We start from the raw sequence: 19,280 nt of genomic DNA, 5'->3' as shown, positions 1-19,280 counted from the left end.
CCCGGCTTCACCGAACGCCACCAGCCTCACCAGGAGACCTGCACATGCCCTTTTCCCTGCGGCCGTCCTATGGCGACGACCCCCGCCTCGACTCCCTCGTGACCGAACTGCGCGGCTACCTCGACGGCGAGCTCGCCGACTACGAGCGCGAACGCGGCCTCACCCGGCAGTCCCGCCTGACCCGCTCCGACCTGGAACCGGTCTGGCGGCGCAGCCGCGAGCTGGGCTTCTACGGCATCCACCTTCCCGAGCGATACGGCGGCCAGGGCCTCACCGGCACCCGGCTCGGCGTGCTCAAGGAGGAGATCGCCGCGAGCGGCCGCATCCTCGGCGGCAGCGTGCTCGGCGAGATGGGCGGCCCGCTGCGCGCGGGCGACATCTTCGCGCACGCCACCGAGCACCAGCTGCAGAAGTACTTCATGCCGGTCGTGCGCGGCGAGCGCGCCTGCTGCTTCTCGCTCACCGAGCCGGACGCCGGGTCCGACGTCATGGCCATGCGCACCGTCGCCGTGCCCGACGGCGACGGCTACCGCCTCACCGGCCACAAGGTCTTCAGCACCGCCGGCCCGTTCGCCGACTTCGCGCTCGTCATCGCCCGGATGGACGGCACCGAACGCTCCTTCTCGGCGTTCCTGGTCGACCTCGACAGCCCCGGCTGCCGCGTCGAGGAGGGCGCCGTCCCGATGTCGGGCGAGCACATCGAGAGCGACATCGTCCTCGACGACTGCCCCGTCCCGGCCGCCAACCTCCTCGGCCCGGAGGGGGAGGGACTGCGCATCGGTCTCGGCCGGGTGACCACCAACCGCCTCCTGCACTGCCCGTCCGTGCTCGGCATGGCCCGGCGCGCCATCGACCTGTCGCTGCAGCGCGCCAAGACCCGCGTCGTCCAGGGCCGGCCGCTGATGGAGCTCCAGGCCATCCAGCACAAGCTCGCCGACATGGCCACCGAGTTCTACGCCGCGCGCTCCATGACTTACGCGGCCCTCGCCGACCTCGACGCCGGGACGCGCCCGCGCCTGGAGGCGTTCATGTGCAAGCTCTTCGTCGCCGAGGCGGCGTTCCGCATCCTGGACGAGGCCGTGCAGATCCACGGCAAGGAAGGCATGGTCCAGGGCAACGAGGTCGAGTACCTCTTCCGCAAGGTGCGCATGTTCCGGGTCCTCACCGGCACATCGGAGATCCAGCGCAACGGCATCGCCAAGGGCCTCGCCATGCTCTGAACCGGGGCCCGGCCGACGCAGGGCCCGCCGGGACGATCCGGGCCACCTCGGCGAAGGTGAGTTCGGCGCCCGCGTGGTGCAGCAGGTGGCGCGCGGTGGCGCCGCCCTGCTGCCCGGTGGCGCCGATGACCAGGGCGGTGCTCATGGCGTCACCACCGGGGTGGTCTGGGCCAGCGCGATCCGCCAGGTGCCGGCGTCCTTGACCAGCACGAACGTCAGTGCGCCGGTGCGGCCGTCGTGGACGTGCTTGAGCAGGTCGGCCACCGCCACGTCCGGGCGCAGGAAGGTGACGCGCAGCAGTTCGTTGGTGGTCGTCACGTCCTTCAGCGGGGTGCGCAGCGCCTCGGTCATCACCTTCTCGACCTGGTCGCGGCCGTGCAGCCGGATCCCGGTGAAGTTGACCAGGGACACCTCCTCGGTCAGCAGCCCGGTGAATCCGGCGACGTCGCCCTGCAGCCTCTCGGCGTCGCGGACGATCTGCTCGATCGCTTCGATCTCGGGGTTCACGGCACTCTCCTCAGCTAACGGAGCGATTCGCTCCGGTTTGAGAGTATGCCGGAGCGATCCACTCCGCAACTGGTAGGCTCCGTGCCGATGTCCACCCGCAGAGACCGCGCCGAGCGCAACGACCGCGCGCTGCTCCAGGCCGCCCGCGACGTGCTCGCCGAGGACGGCGCGCACGCCTCCGTCGCCGCCATCGCGGCCCGGGCCGGCGTCGGCATCGGCAGCCTCTACCGCCGCTACAAGACGAAGGAGGAGCTGTTCCAGCGGCTCAGCCTGATGTCGCTCGACCAGTGGAACGAGGCGGCCGAGCGGGGCCTGGCCGACCCGGACCCGTGGGCTGGGCTGGCCGGGTTCGTCCGCGGCTGCGCCGAGTTCGGGCAGGGCTCGCTGGCGCCCGTCGCCGGCACCATCGAGGTGACCGCGGAGATGAGCGCCAAGGCGACCCGCGGCGACGGGCTGCTCGGCGAGCTGGTGCGGCGGGCGCACGAGGCCGGCGTCCTGCGCGCCGACGTGACCGCGGTCGACATCTCCCTGCTCATCGAGCAGCTCGGCCGCTCCCCGGTGGTCGACCAGCTGCGCAAGCAGGGCCGCGACGACCTGCTCCCCGCCGCCGCCGGGGCCCGCCGCCGGCTGATCGCGATGGCGCTCGACGGGCTGCGGCCCGGGCACGGTCCGCTGCCCGGCCCGCCGCCCGGCATGGAGCTCTTTACCGGCCGCTGGGCGAACCGAGCTTGACCTTGACACGGTGACAAGGGCTTCACTGTGGCCATGTCGGAACAGAACACGACGCGGATTCAGCAGGGGCTGGAGCACAGCGATTCGTCGGTGCGGCTGCGGGCGGCGATGGCGGCCGGCACGGCCCCTGCCCCGGGGCTCGTCGGCACGCTGATCGAGCGGTGCGCGGTCGAGCCCGACTTCTTCGTCCGCGACATGCTCACCTGGGCGCTCACCCGCCACCCGGCGGCGCTGACGGTCCCCGGGCTCGTCGCCGAACTGCGTGCGGAGCGCGCGCAGGCGCGCAGCCAGGCGCTGCACACACTGTCCAAGATCGGCGACCGGCGGGCGTGGCCGGCGATCACGCCGGAGCTGCTGGCCGACGCCGACGACGAGGTGGCGCGGAGCGCGTGGCGGGCGGCCGTCGTCCTCGTGCCCGAAGGCGGGGAGCCCGCGCTGGCCGCGGCGCTGGCGGCGCAGCTCGGGCGCGGCGGGCGGGCGACGCGGCTGAGCCTCAGCCAGGCGCTGATCGCGCTCGGCGAGGCGGGCGCGCCGGTCCTGCGCGCCGCGGCGACCGGCCCCGACCCGCGCGTGCGCCGGCACGCGATCGCCACCGAGCGGCTGGCGTGCGACCCCGAGGCCGGGTTCGAGGCCGCGATCGAGGAGGCCAAGCGCCTTGTCGCCCTCGGCCAGGAAGGTTAGGCGGTGCTGATCGGCGACGTGGCGCGGCGGTCCGGCGTCAGCGCCCGCATGCTCAGGCACTACGAGTCGCTCGGCCTGGTGCGGCCGACGGGCCGCACCGGCGCCGGCTACCGCGAGTACTCCGGCGCGGACATCCGGCGGATCTTCCACATCGAGAGCCTGCGCTCGCTGGGGCTGTCGCTGCGCGAGGTCGGGCGCGCCCTGGACGACCCCGGCTTCACGCCCGCGGCCCTCGTCGACGACCTCATCCGCCGGACGCGGGAGCGCATCGCGGCCGAGACGGAGCTGCTCACCCGGCTGCGCCGGATCGACGCTACCGAGCCCGCGGGCTGGGAGGACGTCCTGCAGATCGTCGCGCTCCTCCAGGCGCTGGGGTCGGAGAGCGCCGGCAAACGCCAGCGCGGGGCGCTGTCCTCGGCCGAGGAGGTCCCGGTGGAGGCCCTGGTGGAGGCGGCGCTGAGCGAGACGGACCCGAACGTCGCCGGAGCCCTGCGCTGGGCCCTGGCGCGCTCGGGCGACGGCGGGCTGGCGCTGCTGGCGGAGGGCCTCGGCTCGCCGGTGGCCGAGGTGCGCGAACGCGCCGTCCAGGCCATCGCCGAGATCCCGGGCGGCGCGGCGACCGCGCTGCTGCGGGACGCCCTCGCCGACTCCGACGTCGCGGTCCGCAGGCACGCGGCGCCGGCGCTCGGGGCACGCGGCGCGGCCGACGCGGTCCCGGCGCTCACCGACATGATCGTCGAGGGCGCGAACGACGCCGATGCGGCCGACGCGCTGAGCGCGCTGGCCGGCGATCCCGCGCTGGCGGACCGGATCGCCGCCGGGCTCGCCGACCGCCTCGCCGCCGCCGGCCCGCCCGCACGCCGGCGGCTGACCCAGGCGCTCGCGGACATCCCGGGAAGCACGGCGACCCGCGCCCTCACCGGCCTGACACAGGACGAGGACCGCGCCGTCGCGCTCACCGCGACCTACGTGCTCAAGCTGCGCGACGCGCGATAAGGGACCGTGCGGGTCAGGCGGCCGCCCACAGGCGGAGCTTGTCGGGGTTCAGCACCGCCCAGATGTGCGTGATCCCCTCGTCGGTGACCTCGAACGCCATCACCGACACCGGGACGCCGTTCTGCCGGGCCACCAGGCCGGGACGGCCGTTGACCGTGCACTCCGAGATCGTCACGCCGGACGCCGCGGCCGCCCGGTCGGCGAAGAAACGCGCCACCGGGTCCGCGCCCTCGACCGGCTGCAGGGCGGCGCTGACGAACCCGCCGCCGTCGCCGGTCGCGACGACGCCGGGGGCGAGGAGGCCGATGAGGGCGCCGATGTCCCCGGCCTGCCAGGCCCGCCTGAAGTCCCGGACGACGTCCGCGTGCCGCGCTGCCGGGGCGGCGGGGGCCCGCCCGGCGCGGACACGGCGGCGGGCCGAGGCGGCCAGTTGGCGGCAGGCCGCCGGGGTGCGGCCGACGATCTCGGCGATCTCGGCGAAGGGGTAGCGGAAGACGTCGTGCAGGACGAACGCGACCCGCTCGGCCGGGGTCATCGCCTCCAGCACGACGAGGAAGGCCATGCTGACCGACTCGTCCAGGGTGACCCGGTCCGCCGGGTCACCGGACCGGTCGGGCAGCGGCTCGGGGATCCATTCGCCCACGTAGCGCTCCCGCCGGGCCCGCGCCGAGCCGAGCACGTCCAGGCAGATGCGGCCGGCGACCCGCGTCAGCCAGCCGCCGACCGACTCGACCGCCTCCCGCCGCTCCGGGGACATGGCGTACCAGCGGACATAGGTCTCCTGCACCACGTCCTCGGCCTCGGCCAGGGAGCCGAGGAGCCGGTAGGCCAGGTTGATCAGCTGCCGCCGCTCGCTCATGATCGCGCTCAGGCCCGGATCGGTCATGTCGGCTCCCTCGGTCGCTCCGCCTTCACCGCTACGACGAGACGGCGCCCCCGGATGTGAGGCCTCACATCGCGCGGGGCCGCGTCGTCGTACCCGGCAGGACCCGCGACGGAAGGACCCCGGCATGCAGCCAGTCAACCTCTCGATCATCTACTACAGCGCCACCGGCACCGTGCACGCCCTGGCGCAGGCCGCCGCCGAGGGCGCGGAGAAGGCCGGCGCGCGCGTGCGGCTGCGCAGGGTCGCCGAGCAGGCCCCGCGCGAGGCGATCGACGCCAACCCCGCCTGGGCGCGGCACCTGCAGGACACCGCCGGCGTCGCCGTGGCGGGTCACGACGACCTGGTGTGGGCCGACGCGGTGCTGTTCGGCACCCCCACCCGCTTCGGCAACCCGGCCAGCCAGCTCCGGGCGTTCGTCGAGACGACCGGCGCCCTCTGGTACCAGGGCGGGCTCGCCGGCAAGGTGTACTCGGCCTTCACCGCCTCCAACACCGCCCACGGCGGGCAGGAGAGCACCCTCCTGGCGCTGGCCAACACCTTCTACCACTGGGGCGGGATCATCGTGCCGCCCGGCTACACCGACCCCGTCCAGTTCCAGGCGGGCAACCCCTACGGCGCCTCCCACACGGCCGGCGACGGCCCGCCCGGCGAGGTGGCCCTGGCGGCGGCCCGGCACCAGGCCCGCCGCGTCGCCGGGACCGCCGCCCTGCTCAAGGCCGGCCGCGCCGCCTGACGGTCAGGCGAAGGTGATGGGCGTGCCGGGCGGCAGGTCGCGCACCTGGTCGTGGATCTGCCCGGCGATGTTCAGCCCGGTGGCGAAGTCGATCACGCCCAGGTTGTCCGGGTCGAGTTCGCCGCCGAGGACCGGCGGGTGGGTGAAGTCGTAGACCTCCCCGTCCGCCGGCACCAGGCCGCGCTCCCAGGCCGCCCGCGCCAGGCCGGCCAGCAGGTAGTGCTCCTGGCCGTCCGCGGTGTTCAGCGCCGCCTCCACCTCCTCGGTGCTCTGCCACGGCCTGGTGAGCTCGCCCTGCAGCGTGTCGAGCCACCAGAGGCCGTCCGCCGCCCGCAGGAGGACGTCCCCGAACACCGAGGCGAACACGGGCGCCTTGCCGTCCAGCCCGATCCAGCCCCAGGACTCCAGACCCGCGGCGAACTGCTCCGGGGCGAAGTATTTGATCAGCTCCATCCCGGTATCCAAGCGCATGCCCTCACCGCCGGGACAGGGCGGCGAGGGCCTCGCCGGTGAAGGTGTCCGCGGCGGCCAGTTCGGCGGGCGGGCCCTGGAAGACCACGCGCCCGCCGTCGTCGCCGGCGCCGGGGCCGATGTCGATGACATGGTCGGCGTGCGCGACGACCCGCAGGTCGTGCTCGACCACGACGAGGGTGGCGCCGTCGTCGACCAGCTCGTCGAACAGGGCGAGCAGCCGGTCCACGTCGGAGCCGTGCAGCCCGGTGGTGGGCTCGTCCAGGACGATGCGCTGCCCGTGCCCCCGGCCCACGTCCCCCAGGTGCCGGGCCAGCAGCAGGCGCTGCTTCTCGCCGCCGGACAGGGTGTCCAGAGGCTGCCCGACGGCCAGGTAGCCGAGGCCGACGCGCCGCATCCAGCCGAGCCGCGCGACGATGTCGGCGTGGCCGGCGAACAGCTCGGCGAGCGCGCCCGGGGACGCGGCCAGGACGTCGGCGATGGACGCGCCGCCGACGCGCACCGCCAGCGCCCGCGGGTTGAAGCGGGCCCCCTCGCACTCCTCGCAGGGGGTGGCGACGTCGTCGAGGAACGCCAGGTCGGTGGTGATGAAGCCGCGCCCCTTGCACACCGGGCACGCGCCCTTGGAGTTGAAGCTGAACCAGGCGGGCGCGAGCCCGGACGCGGCGGCGAAGACCTGGCGCACCCGTTCGGCGAGGCCGAGCTGGCTGAGCGGCGTGGACCGCCCGCCGCCGCGCAGCGCCTCCTGCCCGACCACGGTGAAGCCGGGGTGCTGCCGGGGCAGCTCCCCGGTGATCAGCGAGCTCTTGCCCGACCCGGCCACGCCGGTCACGGCGGTGAGCCGCTCCAGCGGGACGGCCACGTCGATGCCGCGCAGATTGTGCTCGCGCGCGTCGCGGATCATGACGTGGCCGCGGTCGGGGCGGATCGCGGTGCGCGGTGTCACCGGTTCGCGCAGCGCGCGCGCCGTCGGCCCGCCGGTCTGCAGCAGCCCGTCGGGCGTCCCTTCGTACAGGATCCGGCCGCCGTCCTCGCCGGCGCCCGGCCCGAGGTCGACGACGTGGTCGGCGAGCATGACGACCTGCGGATGGTGCTCCACCACCAGCACGGTGTTGGCGGCGGCGCGCAGCCGCAGCAGCAGCTCGGTCAGCCGCCGCACGTCGTGCGGGTGCAGGCCGCTGCTGGGCTCGTCGAAGACGTAGGTCACCGAGCTCAGCGGGCTGCCCAGATAGCGGATGATCTTGACGCGCTGCGCCTCGCCGCCCGACAGCGTCGAGGACACCCGGTCCAGGGACAGGTAGCCGAGCCCGACCGACCGCAGCGCCTCCAGCCGCCGGCGCGCCTCGGCCAGGGCGGGCGCCACCCGCGGCTCGCGCAGGCCGGCGACGACGTCGTGGAGCCGGTCCACCGGCAGCGCGGTCCAGTCGGCGATCGAGCGGCCGTCGATCAGGCTCGCCAGCGCGGCCTCGTTCAGCCGCCGGCCCCGGCAGCGGGGGCAGCGCTGGGCGGTGACCACCCGGTGCAGCGCCTGCTCGGTCTCCTTGGACATGGACGTGGGCGGCCTGCGGATGAACGCGTCGCGCATGCGCGTGACGACCCCGTCGAACCGGGCCGTCCTGGGGAAGCGCGGGTCGGGGTCGGGCGGCTTCATCCCCTCGGCGTACAGGAAGTCGTGCATCTCCTGCGCGGTGTAGTCGCGCAGCGGCTTGGCGCGGTCGAACAGCCCGCTGTAGGCGAACCGCTTCCAGCGGTAGGTGCCCGGCCGGAACACCGGGAACAGCACCGGGCCCTCGTCGATCGACTTGTCCAGGTCCAGCATGGCGTCGACGTCGACGTCCTGGACGACGCCGAGCCCCTCGCACCGGGGGCACATGCCGCTCGGGTCGTTGAAGGAGTAGGCGGGGGAGTGGCCGGCCGACGGCTCGCCCACCCGGGAGAAGACCAGCCGCAGCAGCGGGGCGATGTCGGTGGCCGTCGCGACCGTGGAGCGCGCGTTCCCGGCGAAGCGCCGCTGGTCGATCAGGACCGTGAACGTCAGGCCGTCGATCGTCTGCACGTCCGGCCGGTGCGCGTGCGGCAGCCGGTTGCGCACGAACGCCGGATAGGAGTCGTTGACCAGCCGCTGCGCCTCGGCCGCGACCGTGTCCAGTGCCAGCGACGACTTCCCCGACCCCGACACGCCGGTGAAGACCGTCAGCGCCCCCTTGGGGATCCGCACGCTGACCTCGCGCAGGTTGTTGGTCGCGGCCTTGCCGACGGTGATCCAGTGGCCGCGGCCGGTACCGGCGTCCCGGGAGTCCTCCATGGCGGCGTGCCTACCCCCGAAGTGATCAAGGCGAACACCGGGGGAGAGAGCCCTTGACGCGCGAAGGTCCGCGACACCGCGGGGCTGCCGCCCCGCCGCGTCGCGGACCTCCGGTCCCGCTTCCGGCTACGCCGCCTTGCGGGGCGGGACCTCCTCCATCAGCAGGTCGGGCCCCATGATGTAGCGGTAGGCCTTGCGCAGCAGCCAGCGCAGCAGCTGGTAGCCGATGAGGAAGAGACCGAGCAGGGGCAGGATCAGCAGGGTGATCTGCAGCCCCGAGGCGACCAGCTGCAGCAGGCTCGCGCCCCCGGCGGCCGCCGCCGCCAGCGACCGGACCATCATCCAGTCGGCCCGGACCAGGTCGGGCACCCGCAGCAGCACCATCGACAGCTGGAACGCCAGCGCCGGGACGATCAGCAGCACCCAGACCGACACCACCAGCTGCGGCCACCGCTTGAGGGCCTTCAGCCGGTCGTCGGCGGGGCGGCGCAGCAGCGTGCGGCGCAGGATCGGCCCGATGTACTTGAACAGGTCCGGGATGCCGACCAGGTCGGAGATGATGTAGTACCCGTCGAACCGCAGCGTGGGCATCAGCTGCTGGAAGATCTCCAGGTTGACGTACAGGATGGCCACCAGCAGCGGCTGGAAGCCGGTCTGCATGTAGATCAGCGTCAGCGCGATGACGAAGATGCAGTTGAAGTAGACGCCGCCGAGGTCGGCGCGGATGCGCCCCTTGCGGTCCAGCCGGTAGGACTCGGTGATGTCGGTGTAGAACGCCGGCCAGACGAGGTAGATGCCGCAGCCCATCACGCCCGGCCGTACCCCGCTGTAGCGGCATGCGGTGGCGTGGCCGATCTCGTGGAAGACGCACGAGACGACCGACAGGCCGATCACCAGCAGGATGCTCAGCGGCAGCAGGATGACGCGGTGCAGCGCGTCGCCCAGCGACTGGGTGGTGGCCAGCCAGTACTCGCTGACCAGGAAGCCGGCCATGAAGACCGCGATCGCCAGCGGCCGGAAGCACCAGGAGAACAGGCCGCCGAGGAACCAGGTGCCCGCCGCGGGCAGCAGGGCCAGCTTGAACTTCAGGCCGAGGAAGGTGTCGGCCTTGCCGAGCACGGGCTCGGCGCCGTTGCTGAAGGTGGTGACGCCGAGCGGCGCCAGCTTGCGGTCGACCAGGAAGACCAGCTGCTCGGCGGTGAGACGGGAACCGGCCTCCCGGCTCACCGCGTCCGCCGCCTCGGCCAGCGCCGCCTCGGCGTCGGGGGCGTCGGCCAGGTGGCGGTGGTCGTGCAGCGTCTTGGCGACGACGTAGAGCAGCGGGGGCAGCCGGACCAGCTGGTGGTTCCCCAGCTGGACCAGGTGGGGAGGCTCGCGGTAGCCGGAGTTCTTGAACTCGCCGACCAGTTCCGCCCCCTGCGACAGGGTGGGGAAGACGAGGGCCGGCTGCTGCTCGGCGTCGGCGGGCGTCGCTTGCACGCTCATGAGGGATCTCCGGGGAAACGGGTCGAAGCCGCGCCACGGGCGGGTGCCGGTGGAGCGGCTTCCGGACAGGACTTCCGGGTCAGCGTGCGGCGACGACCGCGGGGACGCAGGTCATCGTGGTACGCGCACCCTGAGCCAGCAGCCCCGTCGACAGCAGGCCCGACGTGCCTTCCTCGTAGGTCGACTGGCATGCGTAGAAGACTTGGACGTCACGCTTGGGGCCGCTCGGTGACGGGACGAGCGACATCAGCGTGCGCTCGGGCAGGAGCTCCCCGGCCATCCGGTCGAGCTCCTCGTCGGAGAATTCTTCGTTGTTCTCGGGGACGTTCATTTCCTGCTCTCGCGCATGAGGAGAAGGAGACCGGGAGGGCCGGGGCGACCCGACCCTCCCGGCGGGAGCACCACGTTCGCGCTTAAGCGATCAGGCTCAGTGACCCGAGACCGCGGTACCCGGCGCGCAGGTGAACGACGTGGCGTGGTGCTGGGCGTGCAGGCCGACCAGCTGCAGCAGGCCGTCGTCGGGGCGGGTGATGTCGCTCTGGCAGGCGTTGGACACGATCGTGGTGCCCGGGCTGCCGCCCCAGTGGCCGCCGCCGCCGGCGTTGTTGTTGTTGTAGGAGTCGCCGTCGCCGCCGCCCATCAGGGTGGACAGCACGGCGCGCTCCGGCAGGACCTCGCCGGCGAGGAGGTCGAGCTCGGCGTTGCTGAAAGCCTTCATGTGTGTTCCTCTTTCCTGTTCACCGGATCTCTCGTGCAGAGACCCGGATGCCCCATCACGCTTGTAAGCGCGACCACAGGATGTATATCAGCAACCACAATGCGTGGCGAAGCCTTCGCGGATTTTCCCGACCGGCCCGATGGAAAGAATCATGAAGGAGTGGGCCGATGTATCTACCCCGCCTTTAGGATCTCTTTGGTCTCGGTCGGTGATCGCGGATGTAATGGACCGGGTATGCGTCATTCGCGGCCGCGAGAAAGGGCAGGTCACCGGCGTCCGGCGCGATCATCGGGCGGGCGCGGCGGCGCGGGCGGCACGCGTATGGATCATGGAGCCAACACCGGAGTTTTACCCGCCGGAACGGCCTTGATCAGCGAAGATCGCCGTCCGTGACGGTGTGATCTTGGTCCGCCGCGGCGGTCGGCATCATGATCATTTTCTGGTGGCGGCACGGTTGGGCCGGCTCGCCGGCGGGCACGGGAAAGCGGGGGCGTGCGGAATGGGTGCGCGGGGTATAAACCCATTTTTCGGGCGTATGGCCCGATCGCGGCGTCGGCGAAGGCGGGCATTTCCAGCCTGTGCCGGAAAGCGGGCTTCGGCGGCCATGGCCGCCATTGCGGGGCATCGCCGTCCTGTCGGGCGGCATTGCGGAACGCGTGACGTGAAATTTGCTCGCTATTTCCGTGCCGAGGCGCCGGGCGGCCATTGTCCGCGGCCGCCTGCGGTGCGGCCCCGCCCGCCTGATTGCTCCGGTCAGTCGGTGCGCGCGGTCGCGTCGGGGTGGGCCGCGTCCCGGATGACGCGCAGCCCGGCGACGAGGGCGTCCAGTTGCTCGGGGGTCAGCAGGCCGGTGAACCAGCGCTCGATGGCGGCGAGGTAGCCGGGCATGACCTGCCCGATGCGCTCGGCGCCCTCGGGGGTGAGGGCGGCGTAGGTGCTGCGCCGGTCCCCGGGGCTGGACTCGCGGCGGACCAGGCCGGCCTTGGCCAGCCGGTCGACGAGCCGGGTGACGCCGCTGGTGGACAGCGCGGTCTGGGCCGCCAGGTCGCTCATCCGCAGCCGCCGCCCGGGGGAGCGGGCGAGCCGCAGCAGGGCGTTCAGGTCCAGCCCGGACAGGCCCGCCGCGCGCCAGGCGGGGTCCAGCTTGGCGACCAGCCCCTGATGGGCCTCGAAGAGCAACCCCATCGTGGTGAGGCGGGGGTCGTCGAACGGCTCGGTGGTGTCCACGGGGCGAGCCTACCAAGATGCTTGACGGGCGGATAGTTGACACGAGGAACAGTTGCCGATAATCATTTGCTCAAGCAATCTTCCTCACGGCAACAAATAGGAGATCCCCCATGTACGCCATCACCCAGGACGCGTTCGGCGGCCCCGAGGCCCTGTACCGCACCGAGACCGGGCGCCCGGTGCCCGGCCCCGGCGAGGTGCTGGTCCAGGTGCGCGCGGCGGGCGTGAACCCGGTCGACGCGGCCGTCCGCGCCGGGTTCTTCCCGGCCTTCCCCGAGCCGCCGGCCGTGCTCGGCTGGGACGTCGCCGGCGTCGTCGTCGAACTCGGCCCGGACGTCACCCGCTTCGCCGTCGGCGACGAGGTGTTCGGCATGCCGCGCTTCCCCGGCGCCGCCGGGGCCTACGCGGAGTACCTGACCGCCCCCGCCGGGGAGCTCGCGCGCAAGCCCGCCGCGCTGACGATGGCCGAGGCCGGCGGGCTGCCGCTCGCCGGGCTGACCGCCTGGCAGGGCCTGGTGGAGATCGCCCGGGTCGAGGCCGGGCAGCGGGTGCTCGTCCACGCCGCCGCCGGCGGGGTGGGGCACCTCGCCGTGCAGATCGCCAAGGCGCGCGGCGCGCACGTCGTCGCCACGGCGCGGGCCGCCGCCCACGCGTTCGTCGTCTCGCTCGGCGCGGACGAGGTCGTCGACTACACCGCGGCCGACTTCGCCGCCGCGACCGGCCCGGTGGACGTGGTGCTCGACCTGGTCGGCGGCGAGTACGCGCCGCGCTCGCTGGCCCTGCTGCGGCCCGGCGGCCTGCTGGTCACCACCGTCGGCCACAATCCCGGACTGACCGCGGACGAGGCCGAGCGGCACGGCGTGCGGTTCGCGACGGTGTTCGTCAAGCCGTCCGGCGCGGCCCTGGCCGGCCTCGCGGAGCTGGCCGAGGCGGGCGGGCTGCGCGTGCACGTGGAGCGGGAACTGCCCCTCGCCGACGCCGCCGAGGCGCACCGGCTGGCCGCCAAGGGCGGCGCCCGCGGCAAGACCGTCCTCGTCCCCTGAGGGACGGGTGCCCCGGGCCGCCCGCGACGGGGGACGGCGGGCGGCCCGGTGATCGCTACGTTAGGGACGGGGCGTCCCGGGCGGTAAGAGGCGCGGGTCCCGCGCCTACCGGGGCCGTTCGTCCCGGGCGTCAGGCCGGGAACGAGGGGTGCGGGCCGAGCGCCCAGTACTCGAACAGGCCGTGGCCCGTGCCCCCGGCGTACTCGAAGCGGGCGACCGAGTCGACCATGCCCCACATGCGCGCGGCGTCCTCGGGGTCGCGGGTGTCGTAGCCGACGCCCTGCACCTTCAGCTCCGGCCCCTGGTACATGCCGTGCTTCCAGTCGGGCTCCAGGCCGTAGCCGGTGCCGACCATCAGGTGGACCGGCAGGAGCGGCGTCACCCGCACCTCGAACGGCTCGCCGCCCGGCGGCGCGAACCCGATCGCCGCGGTGACGACCTCGCGGGTGCCCTCGCGGTAGACGGGCCGGTAGTCGGGGCGGCCGAGGTACTCGGGCTCGGCGTCGCCGGGCCGGACCCGCACCGCCTCCTCCAGGACGCGCCGCCCCTTCTCGTCCTCCTGCACGATGCAGAGGATCGCGTGGTCCTCGAACTGCATCGGCGCGTACATCCAGTAGAAGCAGCCGGCGTTCTTGACCTGGATGCCGGGCGGCTCGGGCTCGCCGACGGGCCGGATGCCCCACGAGCGGTCGCGCGAACCCCACCAGTGGTCGGGGGTGACCTCGATGCGCTCGCCGTCGAGGGTGATGTGGCCGGTCCAGCGGCCGGTCTGGGCGAGGCGGCGCGAGTCGAACACCACCCGCTCCTGCCAGCGCAGGTAGTGCGGCGGTTCGAGCTGGGCGGGGATCGTGCCCTCCCAGGCCAGGTCGAACGACAGGCCGTGCTCGTTGTCGTCGAGGCGCACGCGCAGCCGCTTCAGGCCCTCCAGCACGGTGACGCGGAACGGCCCGACACCGGTGTCCATGCGGTCGGCGCCGAGCTCGCGCGACGCCCGCACCACCCGGTGCAGCGGCCCCCGCCGGATCACCGCGAACGCGTCGGTGACGCCGAGGTTGGGGTACTGGCCGAGGCCGACGAGCAGCATCAGGTCGTCGCCGCAGGGGTGCACGTTGAAGTAGTAGCGGTCGTAGAAGTTGCGGTCGGAGGTCGCGACGTGCCGCATCACCTCCGGGGCCTGGTGGATCGGGTAGTCGTCCAGCGGCGACAGCGTCACGGCGTTCCTCCGAGGATGCGGTCCAGCAGGCGGGTGCAGTTGTTGTCGTAGGGGAACGCGTCGCCGGCCTCGATCCAGCCGAAGTCGATCATCGCCTGCCCGATCCGGGCCATGATGACGGCGAACTTGAAGCCCGACAGGACCTCGTAGTACGCCAGGTGCCGCAGCGGGCGGCCGAGCAGCTCCTCGTACCGGCCGATGGTCGCGGCGTAGGACGGGAAGCCGGGCAGCCGGGGGACGCCGATGCCCTCGGAGTGGTGCCGGTCCAGGAACATGAACCAGGCCAGGTCCTCCTCGGGGGCGCCGAGCACGGCGGTCTCCCAGTCCAGGACGGCCACCGGCGTACCGTCCTGGAAGATCACGTTGCCGATGCGCGCGTCGTTCCACAGCACCGCCGGCGGATCGGGCTCCTCGGGCCGGTTGGCCTTCAGCCAGTCCAGGGCGCGCAGCGCGACCTCCTGCGGGCCGCCGTAGGCCCAGTGCAGGTAGTGCTCGTAGTAGGCGAGCCGCTGGTCCAGGCCGGGCTTCCCCCAGGCCGGCTGGTCCAGGAAGCCGAGGCCGAGTTCCGCCGCGTCCAGCCTGTGCAGCCGGGCCATGATCTCCAGCGTGGACCACCACATGGCGGCCCGCTCGGCGGGCTCGATCTCGGTGACCCAGCCGCCCATGTGGTAGGGCGGCATGTCGGTCGGGACCTGCCCGTCGACGCGGCGCATCACGAAGAACGGCGCGCCGAGGGGCTCGGCGGACGGCTCGTACCAGCGGATCGGTGGCACCGGGATGTCGGTCCGCTCGTCCAGGATCCGCATCAGCCGGTACTGCTCCTCGAACCGCGGCTCGGGGAAGATCTGGTAGTGCGCGGGCGCGACCCGCGCCACCAGCGCCTCGCTGCGCTCCGCGCCGTCCTCCTGCCAGGCGGCGTCGAACAGGAGCGTCTCGCTGGAGAAGCCGCTGGTCTCGGGGGTCTGCAGGTGGGTGACGGCGGCGCCGGGCAGCCGCTCGCCCAGCCAGGCGGTGAGGATGCGCCGGGTCAGTTCGGGATCTCGCTGGTCGGGCACGGGCATGGACGGCCTCCTCGCATCCCAAAGTGAAACGTGTTCTATCAACGGGGCGAGGTGCGGTCAATGGCCGCTTCCCGGCGGTGGCGGCCTGGCCTGCGGCTATAACAACTTTGCCGAGCAAGCGCTCGATTCGTTATGGGCGGCTCAGCGGTGCAGGGCGGTCTCCCGGTCCATGCGCGACAGCTTCGCGGGGTTGCGCACGGCGTAGAGCCCGGTGATGCGGCCGTCGTCGACGCGCACCGCGAGGACGGTGTCGATCTCGCCGTCCAGGCGCAGGACCAGCGCCGGGTAGCCGTTGACCTGCGCCGGCCGCAGCGTCGCCGCAGCGGAGATCCGGCCCAGCACATGGGCGACCCGCCCGACCCCGACGACGGGTTCCAGCGCGGCCTGCGCGACCCCGCCGCCGTCGCCGAGGAGGACGACGTCGGGCGCGAGGATGTCGAGCAGGCGTTGCAGATCGCCGGTCTCGACCGCCTGCTGGAAGGCTTGGAGGGCGTCGCGGGTCTCGGTCGCGGAGACGGTTCCGCGGGGGCGGCGTGCGGCGACGTGGGCGCGGGCACGGTGCGCGATCTGGCGGACCGCGGCGGGGGACTTGCCGACGGCCTCGGCGATCTCGTCGTAGTCCAGGTCGAACACCTCGCGCAGCACGAACACCGCCCGCTCGGTCGGCGCGAGCGTCTCCAGCACCAGCAGCATCGCCATCGACAGGTTGTCGGCCAGTTCGACGTCCTCGGCCACGTCGGGCGCGGTCAGCAGCGGCTCGGGCAGCCACGGCCCGACGTAGGACTCCTTGCGGCGGCGGAGCGTGCGCAGCCGGGACAGCGCCTGGCGGGTGACGATCCGGACCAGGTAGGCGCGCTGGTCGCGCACGGCGTCCAGGTCGTCGACGCCCGTCCACCGCAGCCAGGTCTCTTGCAGGACGTCCTCGGCGTCGGCGGCCGAGCCGAGCATCTCGTAGGCGACGGTGAACAGCAGGTTGCGATGGGCCACGAACGCCTCGGTCGCGGCGTCCGTGCGGTCGGTTCTCGGCTGTGCCATACGCATCCAGACGCCGGCCACCGCCGGTTTGTGACACCCGCGTCCGGTGGCCCACGTCACAGCGCGGCGCTGTCACAGGGGCGGTGGTGCCGGCTTCTTCATGGTCACCAGGACGCCGCACCGACGGCGTCCGCCGGCGGAGAGGACCCACCATGGAACCCCGGATGAACCTGATGACCAACGAGCTCGGCGCCAAGATCGGCAAGCGGTTCGCCGCCGTCAGCGTGGCGATCCGGCAGTCGACGCTGCCCCGCGCGCTGCAGGAGCTGGTGATGCTGCGCGCCAGCCAGATCAACGGCTGCGGCTGGTGCGTGGACTTCCACACCAAGGAGGCCACGGCCGCCGGCGAGACCGCGCTCCGGCTGCACCTGGTCGCCGCCTGGCGCGAGTCCACCGTGTTCACGGACGCGGAGCGGGCCGCGCTGGCGCTGGCCGAGGAGGGCACCCGGCTCGCCGACGCCTGCCAGGGCGTGTCCGACGCGACCTGGGCGCGGGTGCGCGAGCACTACGACGACGACCAGGTCGCCGCGCTGGTCTACGTGGTCGCCATGATCAACGCGGCCAACCGGCTCGGCGTGATCGTGCACCAGCGGGGCGGCTCCTACGAGCCCGGCATGTTCGCCGGCCTGGCGGACTGACCGGCGGCCCGGCCGCGACCCGGGGTGTCCCGGGCCGCGGCCGGCGGTGCGAAGATCATCTAAGACGATCGACGAGGAGGCGCGATGACGTACCCGAAGGAGCTGTACCACGGGGAGCGGGGCGAGGTCGCCGGCCGGCTGTGGAAGGGCGACTCCGCGCCCGACCTGGCGATCGGCGGGCGCACCGACGTGCACTACCTGGCCACCGGGGCGACCACCGGCGGGCAGTACGGGCTCTACCGGTGGGACATGAAGGGGGAGCCCGGCGGCGGCCCGGACCCGCACTTCCACCGGACGATGTCGGAGTCGTTCTACGTCCTGTCCGGCGGGGTCGGGCTCTACAACGGCGAGGAGTGGACCGAGGCCGCGCCGGGCGACTTCTACTTCGTCCCGCCGGGCGGGATCCACGCGTTCCGCAATCTCCAATCGCCCGCCTCGATGCTGATCCTGTTCGCGCCGGGCGCCCCGCGCGAGGGCTACTTCGAGGAGCTGGCGGAGATCGTGGCGAGCGGGCGCGAGCTCACCGAGGAGGAGTGGAACGACGTCTACGGCCGCCACGACCAGTACATGGTCTGACGGCCCGGAGCGGGCGGGTCCCCCTGGAAGCGGCCCGCCCGTATGGCGTGAAAAGATCGGCCCATGCGTCTCACCAAGCTCGGGCACGCCTGCGTGCGGCTCCAGAAGGACGACCGGACCCTGGTGATCGACCCCGGCGGGTTCAGCGGCGAGGACCTGTACGCCGGCGCCGAGGCCGTGCTGATCACCCACGAGCACTTCGACCACTTCGACGCCGACGGCCTGCGCAAGGCCATGGCGGGCGACCCGCGGCTGCGGGTGTGGACGTCGCGGGTCGTCGCGGAGAACCTGGCCGACCTCGGCGGCCGGGTGCACCAGGTCGGGCACGGCGACGCCGTCACCGTCGCGGGCTTCGACGTGCACGTCTACGGCCGCGACCACGAGCTGCTGCGCCCCGGCGTGCCGCCGATCCCCAACACCGGCTTCCTGGTGGACGGCGAGGTCTTCCACCCCGGCGACGCTCTCACCGTGCCCGACGAGCCCGTCCCGACGCTGTGCCTGCCGGGCAACGCGCCGTGGATGAAGGTGCCCGAGCTGTTCGAGTACTCCGCGGCGGTCGGCCCCGAGCGCGCCTTCGTGATCCATGACGGGCTGCTCAACGACATCGGCCTGTCGGTCATGAACGCCGCGGTGGAGAACGCCGGCAAGGCCCTCGGCAAGGAGTTCCGCCGCCTGACGCCGGGCGAGTCGGTCGAACTGGGCGCCGCGTGAGCCGTGAGGTGGGGCGGCCGATCCAGGCCGTGTTCTTCGACATCGGCGAGACCCTCATCAACGAGGGCGAGATCTACGGGCGCTGGGCCGACTGGCTCGGCGTGCCCCGGCACACGTTCCTGGCCAAGCTCGGCGCGGTCCTGGCGTCCGGCGGCAGCTATATGGACCTGTTCGAGTACTTCCGGCCGGGCTTCGACCTGGCGAAGGAGGAGAAGGCGCGGGCCGAGGCGGGCGTGCCGAACGGGTTCGGGCCGGACGACCTGTACCCCGACGCCCGCGGCTGCCTGGCCGGGCTGCGCGCGCAGGGCCTGTTCGTCGGCGTCGCGGGGAACCAGCCCGCCGAGGCCGCCGCGCAGTTCGCCGCGCTGGACCTGGACGCCGACGTGGTCGGGATCTCCGACGTGTGGGGCATCAGCAAGCCCGACCCGGAGTTCTTCGAGCGCTGCGCCCAGCTCGCCGACGTGCTGCCCGACCGCGTCCTGTACGTGGGCGACCGCCTGGACAACGACGTGCGGCCCGCCGCCGGGTTCGGCATGCTCACCGCGTTCCTGCGGCGCGGCCCCTGGGGGCACATCCAGGACGACGCCGAGGCGCCGGCGCTGGCGACGTTCGTCCTGGACGACCTGGCCGGCCTCCCCGATCTGGTGGCGGCCTACAACGCCGGAGAGTGACCCCTAAGGGACCTCCCTTACACCGCAGGTAGGGGGCCGAGACCAGTCGTGAGGGCGATTCGCCATGGGTACTCCGGTTCGTAGCGTGGAACACGTCACCGCGGCTCGCGGTGGCGACCACCGACCCGAACACGGAGTGATGAACGATATGAACGGCCTCTACCGCCCGCGGCAGGGACGCGTCATCGGCGGGGTCTGCGCCGGGCTCGCCCGCCGGTTCGGGCTCACGCCGTGGACCGTCCGGCTGCTCGCGCTGGCGTCCTGCCTGCTGCCCGGCCCGCAGTTCGTGGTCTACATCGTGCTGTGGGCGATGCTGCCGAGCGAGGACCGCCACAGCGCGCACTCACACTGATCTAAAGATCACCGGTCTC

22 protein-coding genes are annotated in these 19,280 nt (G+C 73.0%); 11 read left to right on the top strand and 11 right to left on the bottom strand.

Going from position 1 to position 19,280, the window contains the following annotated elements:
- Positions 1–44: 44 nt before the first annotated feature.
- Positions 45–1,220: an acyl-CoA dehydrogenase family protein gene (locus ACRB68_RS25265; RefSeq protein WP_153536504.1), complete on the top strand. Its 1,176-nt coding sequence runs from the start codon at positions 45–47 to the stop codon at positions 1,218–1,220.
- Between the two features lie 141 nt (positions 1,221–1,361).
- On the opposite strand, the gene ACRB68_RS25260 is transcribed toward ACRB68_RS25265, so the two are convergent.
- Complete coding sequence (locus ACRB68_RS25260) at positions 1,362–1,727, bottom strand: SgcJ/EcaC family oxidoreductase (RefSeq protein ID WP_194293438.1); 366 nt, start codon at positions 1,725–1,727, stop codon at positions 1,362–1,364.
- Between the two features lie 87 nt (positions 1,728–1,814).
- On the opposite strand from ACRB68_RS25260, the gene ACRB68_RS25255 reads away from it, so the two are divergent.
- From ACRB68_RS25255 to ACRB68_RS25245, 3 genes are read left to right on the top strand one after another with little or no spacing between them, the layout of a single operon-like run.
- Positions 1,815–2,459, top strand: a complete 645-nt coding sequence (locus tag ACRB68_RS25255; RefSeq protein WP_153536500.1) for a TetR/AcrR family transcriptional regulator — start codon at positions 1,815–1,817, stop codon at positions 2,457–2,459.
- A 33-nt stretch (positions 2,460–2,492) separates the two neighbouring features.
- The gene (locus tag ACRB68_RS25250) at positions 2,493–3,140 is read left to right on the top strand and encodes a HEAT repeat domain-containing protein (protein WP_153536498.1); all 648 of its coding nucleotides are present in this window, start codon (positions 2,493–2,495) and stop codon (positions 3,138–3,140) included.
- Between the two features lie 3 nt (positions 3,141–3,143).
- A complete protein-coding gene (locus tag ACRB68_RS25245; protein ID WP_328594747.1) occupies positions 3,144–4,136 on the top strand; it encodes a HEAT repeat domain-containing protein in 993 nt (330 codons plus the stop codon).
- Between the two features lie 13 nt (positions 4,137–4,149).
- On the opposite strand, the gene sigJ is transcribed toward ACRB68_RS25245, so the two are convergent.
- Complete coding sequence (gene sigJ, locus ACRB68_RS25240) at positions 4,150–5,022, bottom strand: RNA polymerase sigma factor SigJ (RefSeq protein ID WP_153536496.1); 873 nt, start codon at positions 5,020–5,022, stop codon at positions 4,150–4,152.
- Between the two features lie 124 nt (positions 5,023–5,146).
- Here sigJ and wrbA point away from each other — a divergent pair, with 124 nt between their 5' ends.
- Complete coding sequence (gene wrbA / locus ACRB68_RS25235) at positions 5,147–5,755, top strand: NAD(P)H:quinone oxidoreductase (protein WP_153536494.1); 609 nt, start codon at positions 5,147–5,149, stop codon at positions 5,753–5,755.
- Positions 5,756–5,758: 3 nt separating this feature from the next.
- On the opposite strand, the gene ACRB68_RS25230 is transcribed toward wrbA, so the two are convergent.
- The 6 genes from ACRB68_RS25230 to ACRB68_RS25205 all read right to left on the bottom strand — a co-directional run bounded on the left by ACRB68_RS25230 (position 5,759) and on the right by ACRB68_RS25205 (position 11,961).
- Entirely contained in the window at positions 5,759–6,208 is a 450-nt protein-coding gene (locus ACRB68_RS25230; protein ID WP_153536492.1) for a T6SS immunity protein Tdi1 domain-containing protein, read from the bottom strand.
- 22 nt (positions 6,209–6,230) lie between these two features.
- Positions 6,231–8,531: an excinuclease ABC subunit UvrA gene (locus tag ACRB68_RS25225; RefSeq protein WP_153536490.1), complete on the bottom strand. Its 2,301-nt coding sequence runs from the start codon at positions 8,529–8,531 to the stop codon at positions 6,231–6,233.
- 126 nt (positions 8,532–8,657) lie between these two features.
- Entirely contained in the window at positions 8,658–10,016 is a 1,359-nt protein-coding gene (locus ACRB68_RS25220; protein WP_194293437.1) for a hypothetical protein, read from the bottom strand.
- 79 nt (positions 10,017–10,095) lie between these two features.
- The gene (locus ACRB68_RS25215) at positions 10,096–10,347 is read right to left on the bottom strand and encodes a hypothetical protein (RefSeq protein ID WP_153536489.1); all 252 of its coding nucleotides are present in this window, start codon (positions 10,345–10,347) and stop codon (positions 10,096–10,098) included.
- A 96-nt stretch (positions 10,348–10,443) separates the two neighbouring features.
- Positions 10,444–10,734, bottom strand: coding sequence for a hypothetical protein (locus ACRB68_RS25210; RefSeq protein WP_153536487.1), 291 nt, complete (start codon positions 10,732–10,734; stop codon positions 10,444–10,446).
- A 753-nt stretch (positions 10,735–11,487) separates the two neighbouring features.
- Positions 11,488–11,961 carry a MarR family winged helix-turn-helix transcriptional regulator gene (locus ACRB68_RS25205; protein ID WP_328594746.1) on the bottom strand — a complete coding sequence of 158 codons (474 nt, stop codon included), beginning with the start codon at positions 11,959–11,961 and terminating at the stop codon, positions 11,488–11,490.
- Positions 11,962–12,071: 110 nt separating this feature from the next.
- On the opposite strand from ACRB68_RS25205, the gene ACRB68_RS25200 reads away from it, so the two are divergent.
- Positions 12,072–13,004 (top strand): NADP-dependent oxidoreductase, encoded by a 933-nt coding sequence (locus tag ACRB68_RS25200; RefSeq protein WP_153536485.1) that lies wholly within the window; start codon positions 12,072–12,074, stop codon positions 13,002–13,004.
- Positions 13,005–13,134: 130 nt separating this feature from the next.
- Here the strand turns inward: ACRB68_RS25200 and ACRB68_RS25195 are convergent, their stop codons facing one another.
- The 3 genes from ACRB68_RS25195 to ACRB68_RS25185 form a co-directional block, all read right to left on the bottom strand.
- Positions 13,135–14,217, bottom strand: coding sequence for a hypothetical protein (locus ACRB68_RS25195; protein ID WP_328594745.1), 1,083 nt, complete (start codon positions 14,215–14,217; stop codon positions 13,135–13,137).
- Entirely contained in the window at positions 14,214–15,278 is a 1,065-nt protein-coding gene (locus tag ACRB68_RS25190; protein WP_153536483.1) for a phosphotransferase family protein, read from the bottom strand. Before ACRB68_RS25190 ends, ACRB68_RS25195 begins: the two co-directional genes overlap by 4 nt.
- A 141-nt stretch (positions 15,279–15,419) precedes the next feature.
- The gene (locus tag ACRB68_RS25185; RefSeq protein ID WP_207709817.1) at positions 15,420–16,313 is read right to left on the bottom strand and encodes an RNA polymerase sigma-70 factor; all 894 of its coding nucleotides are present in this window, start codon (positions 16,311–16,313) and stop codon (positions 15,420–15,422) included.
- A 152-nt stretch (positions 16,314–16,465) separates the two neighbouring features.
- Between ACRB68_RS25185 and ACRB68_RS25180 the strand changes: the two genes are divergently transcribed.
- From ACRB68_RS25180 to ACRB68_RS25160, 5 genes are all read left to right on the top strand, one after another.
- Positions 16,466–16,951 carry a carboxymuconolactone decarboxylase family protein gene (locus tag ACRB68_RS25180; RefSeq protein ID WP_153536479.1) on the top strand — a complete coding sequence of 162 codons (486 nt, stop codon included), beginning with the start codon at positions 16,466–16,468 and terminating at the stop codon, positions 16,949–16,951.
- An 84-nt stretch (positions 16,952–17,035) separates the two neighbouring features.
- Positions 17,036–17,527, top strand: a complete 492-nt coding sequence (locus tag ACRB68_RS25175; RefSeq protein ID WP_153536477.1) for a cupin domain-containing protein — start codon at positions 17,036–17,038, stop codon at positions 17,525–17,527.
- A 63-nt stretch (positions 17,528–17,590) separates the two neighbouring features.
- Complete coding sequence (locus ACRB68_RS25170; RefSeq protein ID WP_153536475.1) at positions 17,591–18,238, top strand: MBL fold metallo-hydrolase; 648 nt, start codon at positions 17,591–17,593, stop codon at positions 18,236–18,238.
- Positions 18,235–18,909 (top strand): HAD family hydrolase, encoded by a 675-nt coding sequence (locus tag ACRB68_RS25165; RefSeq protein ID WP_328594744.1) that lies wholly within the window; start codon positions 18,235–18,237, stop codon positions 18,907–18,909. The genes ACRB68_RS25170 and ACRB68_RS25165 overlap by 4 nt, the downstream gene beginning before the upstream one ends.
- A gap of 139 nt (positions 18,910–19,048) precedes the next feature.
- The gene (locus ACRB68_RS25160) at positions 19,049–19,261 is read left to right on the top strand and encodes a PspC domain-containing protein (protein ID WP_235959879.1); all 213 of its coding nucleotides are present in this window, start codon (positions 19,049–19,051) and stop codon (positions 19,259–19,261) included.
- The last annotated feature ends 19 nt before the right edge of the window (positions 19,262–19,280 follow it).

This window comes from Actinomadura macrotermitis, from assembly GCF_009604375.1.
In the GTDB taxonomy this organism is placed as follows: Bacteria; Actinomycetota; Actinomycetes; order Streptosporangiales; family Streptosporangiaceae; genus Spirillospora; species Spirillospora macrotermitis.
This window is presented reverse-complemented; position numbering and strand designations above follow the sequence as displayed.

Coding starts and splice junctions, on each gene's coding strand:
- ACRB68_RS25265 (WP_153536504.1), top strand. CDS start 45: ATGCCCTTTTCCCTGCGGCCGTCCTATGGCGACGACCCCCGCCTCGAC.
- ACRB68_RS25255 (WP_153536500.1), top strand. CDS start 1,815: ATGTCCACCCGCAGAGACCGCGCCGAGCGCAACGACCGCGCGCTGCTC.
- ACRB68_RS25250 (WP_153536498.1), top strand. CDS start 2,493: ATGTCGGAACAGAACACGACGCGGATTCAGCAGGGGCTGGAGCACAGC.
- sigJ (WP_153536496.1), bottom strand. CDS start 5,022: ATGACCGATCCGGGCCTGAGCGCGATCATGAGCGAGCGGCGGCAGCTG.
- wrbA (WP_153536494.1), top strand. CDS start 5,147: ATGCAGCCAGTCAACCTCTCGATCATCTACTACAGCGCCACCGGCACC.
- ACRB68_RS25230 (WP_153536492.1), bottom strand. CDS start 6,208: ATGGAGCTGATCAAATACTTCGCCCCGGAGCAGTTCGCCGCGGGTCTG.
- ACRB68_RS25225 (WP_153536490.1), bottom strand. CDS start 8,531: ATGGAGGACTCCCGGGACGCCGGTACCGGCCGCGGCCACTGGATCACC.
- ACRB68_RS25220 (WP_194293437.1), bottom strand. CDS start 10,016: ATGAGCGTGCAAGCGACGCCCGCCGACGCCGAGCAGCAGCCGGCCCTC.
- ACRB68_RS25215 (WP_153536489.1), bottom strand. CDS start 10,347: ATGAACGTCCCCGAGAACAACGAAGAATTCTCCGACGAGGAGCTCGAC.
- ACRB68_RS25210 (WP_153536487.1), bottom strand. CDS start 10,734: ATGAAGGCTTTCAGCAACGCCGAGCTCGACCTCCTCGCCGGCGAGGTC.
- ACRB68_RS25200 (WP_153536485.1), top strand. CDS start 12,072: ATGTACGCCATCACCCAGGACGCGTTCGGCGGCCCCGAGGCCCTGTAC.
- ACRB68_RS25190 (WP_153536483.1), bottom strand. CDS start 15,278: ATGCCCGTGCCCGACCAGCGAGATCCCGAACTGACCCGGCGCATCCTC.
- ACRB68_RS25185 (WP_207709817.1), bottom strand. CDS start 16,313: ATGGCACAGCCGAGAACCGACCGCACGGACGCCGCGACCGAGGCGTTC.
- ACRB68_RS25180 (WP_153536479.1), top strand. CDS start 16,466: ATGGAACCCCGGATGAACCTGATGACCAACGAGCTCGGCGCCAAGATC.
- ACRB68_RS25175 (WP_153536477.1), top strand. CDS start 17,036: ATGACGTACCCGAAGGAGCTGTACCACGGGGAGCGGGGCGAGGTCGCC.
- ACRB68_RS25170 (WP_153536475.1), top strand. CDS start 17,591: ATGCGTCTCACCAAGCTCGGGCACGCCTGCGTGCGGCTCCAGAAGGAC.
- ACRB68_RS25160 (WP_235959879.1), top strand. CDS start 19,049: ATGAACGATATGAACGGCCTCTACCGCCCGCGGCAGGGACGCGTCATC.